Annotated in this window: 4 protein-coding genes; 3 read left to right on the forward strand and 1 reads right to left on the reverse strand. The window is 53.4% G+C overall.

All coding sequences use genetic code 11. The features are described from left to right. Positions 1-188: 188 nt before the first annotated feature. The 3 genes from glgX to glgB are packed head-to-tail and all read left to right on the forward strand — an operon-like array spanning position 189 to position 6,434. Entirely contained in the window at positions 189-2,243 is a 2,055-nt protein-coding gene (gene glgX, locus AC128V_RS05910; protein ID WP_482763752.1) for a glycogen debranching protein GlgX, read from the forward strand. A gap of 52 nt (positions 2,244-2,295) precedes the next feature. Then, positions 2,296-4,278 carry a maltotransferase domain-containing protein gene (locus AC128V_RS05915; RefSeq protein ID WP_482763753.1) on the forward strand — a complete coding sequence of 661 codons (1,983 nt, stop codon included), beginning with the start codon at positions 2,296-2,298 and terminating at the stop codon, positions 4,276-4,278. Then, a complete protein-coding gene (glgB, locus tag AC128V_RS05920; RefSeq protein ID WP_482763754.1) occupies positions 4,275-6,434 on the forward strand; it encodes a 1,4-alpha-glucan branching protein GlgB in 2,160 nt (719 codons plus the stop codon). The genes AC128V_RS05915 and glgB overlap by 4 nt, the downstream gene beginning before the upstream one ends. Here glgB and AC128V_RS05925 read toward each other — a convergent pair. Continuing rightward, positions 6,431-7,282 carry a tetratricopeptide repeat protein gene (locus tag AC128V_RS05925; protein ID WP_482763755.1) on the reverse strand — a complete coding sequence of 284 codons (852 nt, stop codon included), beginning with the start codon at positions 7,280-7,282 and terminating at the stop codon, positions 6,431-6,433. The two genes, glgB and AC128V_RS05925, sit on opposite strands and share 4 nt — an antisense overlap. Positions 7,283-7,353: the final 71 nt, after the last annotated feature.

Here is a 7,353-nt window from a genome sequence, read left to right on the forward strand (position 1 = left end):
TCTGGTTTCCCGCCCGTGGGCATGAACCGAAGAGGGGTTTCCTAGGTGCGCTAAAGCCTCAAGATAAGCTTCCAGCGCCTTGGGCCGCACCGGTGTGGTGGAGGCGTGGTCGAGAAAGACCGACATGACTCAAGCCTAATTGCCCAAGGCCTCAAACCATCGGTTGCTAGGGTGGGAACCTGATTTCCATGAATGATGCGCAAACCGAGAAACTAACCGCACCGCTTGGCCTTTCCCTACTGGATGGCGGCGGGGTTTTCTCTACCTGGTCAGAGAGCGCAACCAGCATCGAACTGCACATTCTGGACCCTGAAGACACTGCCGCTTCTCTCCATGTTTTGCCGCTCGAGCAAAGCGATGGCGGCATCTGGTCGGCCGGCGATGACCGCCTGCAAACCGGCATCAAATATGTACTGCGGGCAAATGGCCCTGAGGGTCCAAGGCATGCATTTCAACCAGATCGCAATTTGCTTGACCCATATGCCAAAGGTCTGGTTCGCGAATCTCCAAGCGAATACCACTGTGTTGCGGTTGATCGCGGTTTCGACTGGGAGTCGGTTCAAAAACCAGGAACCGCGATTTCAGAGTCTGTGATCTACGAAGCCCACGTTCGAGGCATGACAAGGATCAATCCGGCAATTCCGGAGGAGATTCGAGGTTCATACGCAGCCCTTGGGCACCCCGCGACCATCGAGTACCTACAAAACTTGGGGATTACGGCAATTGAACTTTTGCCTATCCAAACTTTCATTTCAGAGCCAAGACTGGTGAATCTGGGACTTATCAACTACTGGGGCTACAACACCATCAACTACTTCTCCCCTCACATGAGATACGCCGCCGAGGCAACCCGCGCAAAAGGTCCGGAGCACATTCTTAGAGAGCTCAAGACAGCGATTCGAGAGATTCACCGAGCTGGCATTGAAGTGATTATGGATGTGGTTTACAACCACACCGCAGAGGGTGGCTCCAAGGGTCTCACCTACTCCTATCGAGGCTTAGACAACTCGAGTTACTACCGCCAGGACGATCAGGGCAACTACCACGACACCACAGGTTGCGGAAACAGCTTGAACTTCGCACACCCTATGGTTCAAAAACTCACCTTGGATTCACTTCGCTACTGGACCGAAGAGCTGCAGATTGATGGTTATCGCTTTGACCTTGCCGCGACCTTGGCCCGTGATGAGCACAACCACTTCACCAAAGAGCATCCGCTTTTAAAGGCGATGCAGTCAGATCCAGTTATTTCGCAGGCCAAGCTGATTGTTGAGCCTTGGGATGTTGGCATGGGCGGCTGGCAAACCGGCAACTTCCCACCCGGGTTCCCAGAGTGGAATGACAGATTTCGCGACTCGGTTCGAACCTTCTGGTTGGGAGATATCTCGCAGGCTCGCAGTGGCGGCAACCACTCAAATGGAGTCCAGGAGCTAGCTGGCCGAATTTCCGGTTCGCAAGATTTGATGAGCGAGCGCCAGGGCCCTAACGCCGGGGTGAACTTTATTACCGCGCACGACGGCTTTACGCTTTGGGACTTGGTTTCCTATGGCGTCAAGCACAACTCCGCCAACGGCGAAGGCAATCGTGACGGTGCAAATAACAACATTTCCTTCAACCACGGTTATGAGGGTGAAACCCCTAACCCATCAATCAGCTATGCCCGCCGCAAGGCCGCAAGAAACCTAATGGGAACGCTTCTGCTCTCTGCCGGTGTTCCAATGATTACCGCGGGTGACGAGCGACTAAAGACCCAGGGCGGAAACAACAACGCCTACTGCCAAGACAACGTGATCACCTGGCAACACTGGGATCCAACTAGCCACCAGTTGGATTTTGAACAGACCGTTTCGCACCTAATTGCTTTGCGAAAGCAGTACCCGGCTCTTAGGCCAAGGAATTTCACCAAGGTCGATGAACCGACACCTGAAAGTGATCAAATGCTTTGGTACTCAGTGCGCGGCGATGAGATGACAATCGACGATTGGCACAACTCGGAGCGCAGAACTTTGCAGCGCCTTGCTTATCACCTAATGAACGACGGTTCAAAACAGGGCATTCACCTGGTAATAAATGGCACAGAAGCAATCAAGAATGTGACATTGCCCAAGGATAAAGACATAAAGGAATACGAACTTCTATGGGACAGCGCTCAAGAGCTGCCCCCCAAGCGCAGCATCATTTTGAAGGCTGGGGCGAAGCTTCGGATGGTTGAAACCAGCATGCAGTTGTTTATCGTTCGATAACCAATTGCGTGGTTTACAACCCACCCGGTCACAAACTCACTAAATTGACAATGTGGGTAAAGAAAATAAAGTCATTGGACGCATACCAATCAGCAAGGTTTGGCCTGAGGTCGAAGGCGGAGACTTTCCCGCCAAGGCCTTTCAAGGTGAGGTAATCACCTTCGGTGCAACCTCCTTCCGAGAGGGTCATGACCTAATCGCTGTTGAGCTACTACTCACCTCACCACAGGGTGCAACCCAAAGAATTCGCCTGCAGGAAGGCCGTTTAGGTCTCGATGAATGGACCGCACAGATTCTGCTCGACCAAATCGGAAACTGGGAGTTCCAGATCAGTGCCTGGGACGACGAGTACCACACCTGGCTGCACAACGCCGAGGTGAAGCTTGCGGCATCAGTTGACGAAGAGCTAATGATGCTCGAGGGCCAGAGGCTCCTAAATCGTTTGGCCGAGAGCGCCAAGGGCAAGGACAAAAAAGCCCTAACCGACTTTGCTAAGCACCTTGTGACGTCCGGATCAACCCCGAGTGAGCGCCTAACGGCTGCGCTTGCGGCTGGGCTAACCCTTGTTGCCGATCGCAATCCACTTCGAAACCTTGAGACCTTGAGTGATCCAAGGACATTGCTCTGCGAGCGCCGACTTGCAGGCTCCGGTGCCTGGTATGAGTTTTTCCCAAGATCTGAGGGTGCAACACGAAACAAGGAAGGTGTAGCCGTCAGCGGAAATTTCAAGACCGCACAGAAGAGCCTCGACCGAGTAGCTCAGATGGGCTTCGAGGTGCTCTACCTTCCTCCTATTCACCCCATCGGCACTTCTCACCGCAAAGGTCCAAACAACACACTGATTGCCGGGCCTCACGATCCTGGTTGTCCATTTGCTGTCGGCAATAGCGCGGGTGGCCACGACACCATTCACCCAGAACTTGGCACTGAGTCAGACTTCAAAGCTTTTGTGAAGGCAGCCAACAAGTTGAACATCGAGATTGCCATGGATCTTGCCCTGCAGGCCTCCCCCGATCACCCCTGGGTCAAAACCAATCCGCAGTTCTTTAGCCAGCGGGCTGATGGCTCTATCGCTTATGCCGAGAATCCACCTAAGAAATATCAAGACGTCTACCCGGTGAATTTTGACAACGACCCGAAGGGCATCTTTGACGAAGCACTTCGGATTGTGAACAAGTGGGTGTCATTTGGAGTCAAGATCTTCCGAGTGGATAACCCTCACACCAAGCCGGTTGATTTCTGGCAGCGTTTTATAGCCGAGGTGAATCGCAAAAACCCCGAGGTTATCTTCCTAGCCGAAGCATTTACCCGACCAGCGATGATGCATGCTCTCGGCAAGGCAGGATTCCAACAGTCCTACTGCTATTTCCCTTGGCGCAACCGCAAGGATGAGCTAGTTGAGTACCTAAACGAACTCGCTCACCAAAGTGCTGACTTCTTTAGACCAGCGCTGTGGGTAAACACCCCGGACATCCTCACCAGCTATCTGCAATTTGGTGGCAAGCCAGCATTCAAGATTCGAGCTACCATTGCCGCCACTTCAGGCGCTATCTGGGGCATGTATTCCGGTTTCGAGCTCTATGAGTCGGTAGCCCGCCCTGGTGCGGAAGAAAACATTGACAGCGAGAAGTATGAGATCAAGGTGCGCGATTGGGCAACAGCTCTGAAATCTCAAGACACCTTGATTCCAAGGGTCAGTCTTTTGAACAAGATTCGTAAGGAAAACCCAGCCCTGCAGCAACTTCGCAACCTAGTTACCCACTACAGCGATGACCCTGAGGTATTGGTCTACTCAAAGCACATTGCCGCCGAGCACAATGGCGGCAAGGCGAACACGGTGTTGGTCGTGGTAAACACCGACCCACACTCGGTTCGCGAGACCACCGTGCATCTAAACCTTGAAGCTCTGGGAGTAAAGAGCGAACTCAAAGTTACGGATTTGATTACCGGCCAGAAGTTTGTCTGGGGTGAGCACAATTACGTGCGCCTGGACTCCTTCACAGAGCCAGCCCACATCCTGAGAGTTGAAACATGAATCCAGAAGCCGAAGGGCTGCAACTCTTAGCCGAATCTAGGCATCACAGTCCACATTCGATTCTGGGTTTGCACCAAGACGGCAAGGACTGGGTCATCAGAACCCTTCGACCATTTGCAAAGAGCGTTACCGCAAAGGGCAAAAAAGACAGCTTTGAGCTCACTCATATTTTTGGCGGAGTTTGGGAGTATCAGGGCAAGGGGAAGCTCCCCGGTGATTACCGGCTGACCGCAACATACGAGTCAGCTCCGGACTGGGTCAGCGATGATCCTTACCGTTATCTACCAATGATCGGTGATTTGGATCTGCACCTAATCGGTGAGGGTCGCCACGAGCAGCTCTGGCAAGCCCTCGGTGCGCACTTTGTGGAGCAAAAAGACTCCCTGGGCGACACCTCGGGTGTGAGCTTTAAGGTCTGGGCTCCAAATGCCCAGGCAGTTCGAGTGGTTGGCGACTTTAATTCTTGGGACGGCACCTGCTACCCAATGCGTTCAATGGGCGGCACCGGTATTTGGGAACTGTTTATCCCCGGAGTAAAGCCCGGAGCGATGTATAAGTTTCAGATTCTCACCAAGGCTGGGAATTGGATCAGCAAGATCGACCCAATGGCAAGGCGCACCGAGGTGCCACCGGCAACTTCATCTGTGGTTGATGTCAGCGACTACAAGTGGAAAGACAAAGATTGGATGAACCAGCGCGCTCGCACAGATGCGCTGAAGTCTCCGATGTCGATTTACGAACTGCACCTTGGATCTTGGCGCGGACCGAAGAATTATCGAGATTTGGCACCCGAGCTAATCGGACACGTGAAGTACCTGGGCTTTACCCACGTTGAGTTCATGCCATTGGCTGAGCACCCATTTGGTGGCAGCTGGGGCTACCAGGTAACCGGCTATTACGCCCCCACCTCCCGTTTTGGAACTCCGGATGACCTCAGGTTCCTGATTGACGAACTGCACAACGCCGGTATCGGTGTGATTTTGGACTGGGTGCCAGCTCACTTCCCTAAGGATGAGTGGGCACTGGCGAAGTACGACGGTGAGGCAATCTACGAGGATGCCGACCCTCGTCGCGGTGACCACCCAGACTGGGGCACCCACGTTTTCAACTATGGTCGCACCGAGGTTAGAAACTTCCTGGTTGCCAATGCCAGCTACTGGCTAGAGGAATTCCACATTGACGCGCTGCGCGTCGACGCTGTGGCCTCCATGCTCTATTTGGATTACAGCCGCGAGGATGGCGAGTGGTTGCCGAATATTCACGGTGGTCGCGAAAACCTAGATGCCATTAGGTTCCTGCAGGAAACCAACGCTGTGGCTTATCGCCGTAACCCGGGAATCATCATGATCGCCGAGGAATCAACCGCATTCCAAGGAGTTTCAGCACCAACCGAGTTTGGCGGTTTAGGCTTTGGCTTCAAGTGGAACATGGGTTGGATGCACGACTCACTGGAATACATCCAGCGTGACCCAGCCTGGCGAAAGTACCACCACGGTGAGATTACTTTCTCGATGCTTTACGCCTATGACGAGAAGTTTGTGCTTCCAATTAGCCACGACGAGGTTGTCCACGGCAAGGGCTCGCTCTTGGCCAAGATGCCAGGAGATCACTGGCAAAAACTGGCAAACATGCGCGCGTACCTGGCGTTTATGTGGACCCACCCGGGCAAAAAGCTCTTGTTTATGGGTCAGGAATTTGCGCAGCCAAGCGAGTGGAGCGAATCAAGAGATTTGGATTGGTGGTTACTAGATCACCACCCACACCGCGGCATGCAGCAGCTGGTGAGCGACATGAACAAGCTTTATGTCGAAAACCCAAGCCTTTGGGAACTAGACCATGACCACGCTGGCTTCCAGTGGATAGATGGCGGCAATGCCGATCAAAACATCCTCAGCTTCTTACGCTTTGATGCTGCCGGAAACCCAATTGCTGTCGTGGTGAACTTTGCAGGTCACCCTTATCACAACTTCAGACTCGGTCTTCCAAAGCCTGGTGTCTGGAAAGAGATCATGAACACCGATGCCGAGATCTATGGCGGCAGTGGTGTTGGTAATTTCGGTGGCGTGCAAACCCAAGAGCACCAGAGTCACGGCCGCCCTTATTCAGCGGAGATCACCGTCCCGCCACTGGGTTCCGTTTGGCTAAAGCTTTCCTAGAACATCAGCGAAGCAAGTTTTCGTCTTGCTGCCAATACTGCTTCGTGAGAATCACCGGTTACGGTGAACAGATCTAGCAAGCGCTGCCTAATCTGATCGCGCAAATCAAAATCGGTCGCAAAACGTGCCAACAAAAGATCAAATGCCGCCGCAGCTTCACCGGTTATCAACACCTGGTCAGCCTCAGCCAATAGCTTGTCTAGCTCAGTCTCAGTGACAGGATTTTGGAGCCTGTGTAGCAACTGAACTTGAGCTAAGCCGGCCCTAATCTCCTGATCGCTTGGGTATTCGACAACCAACTTCTCGAACTTCGCCAGGGCGTCAACCAAATCTCCCCGCTCAACAGCGTCGACGGCGGCTTGGTGGTAAGGAGTTAGCTTTCTTTCGGGCTCTTGGGCGATGTCGGAGACAGTAACGGTTCCGGTGAGGTTACTTTGAGCAGCCATCTGCAATACCTGCCCCAGCACCTGCACCAGTTGCTCTTGGGTGACAACACCCTTGAATAGCGGCGTTGGCGCACCCGCCAAGATTGCTGCCAGGGCTGGAGCTTCAGTGACACCGATTGCCTGGGCTAGTTGCGGAGAAGTCCTAAGGTCGACCTGAATACCCGCAAAGCGACCCTTGGCGGCAGTAATAACCTGCTCCACAAGACCGCTGAGCGCATTTGAAGCCTCAGAGCCGTCAACGATGAGCATCAGGACTGGAACGCTCTCAGAAAGCTGCAGGTAGCGTCTGAGGACTTGTTCGTCGGCAGGGACCAGCCAGCCAGCAACCACATTGCCATTGCCCTGAGCTGGATTTTGGTTTGTCAGCTTCGATAGATCAAAAGCCCCTGAAAAATTACTCATTACCCACCTAGCGATACTGCGGTTAGAAGCTGTTGGGTGGCACCTAGCAGTCTGACCCTGGATTCCGACCC

It is taken from the genome of Aquiluna sp., from assembly GCF_965064355.1.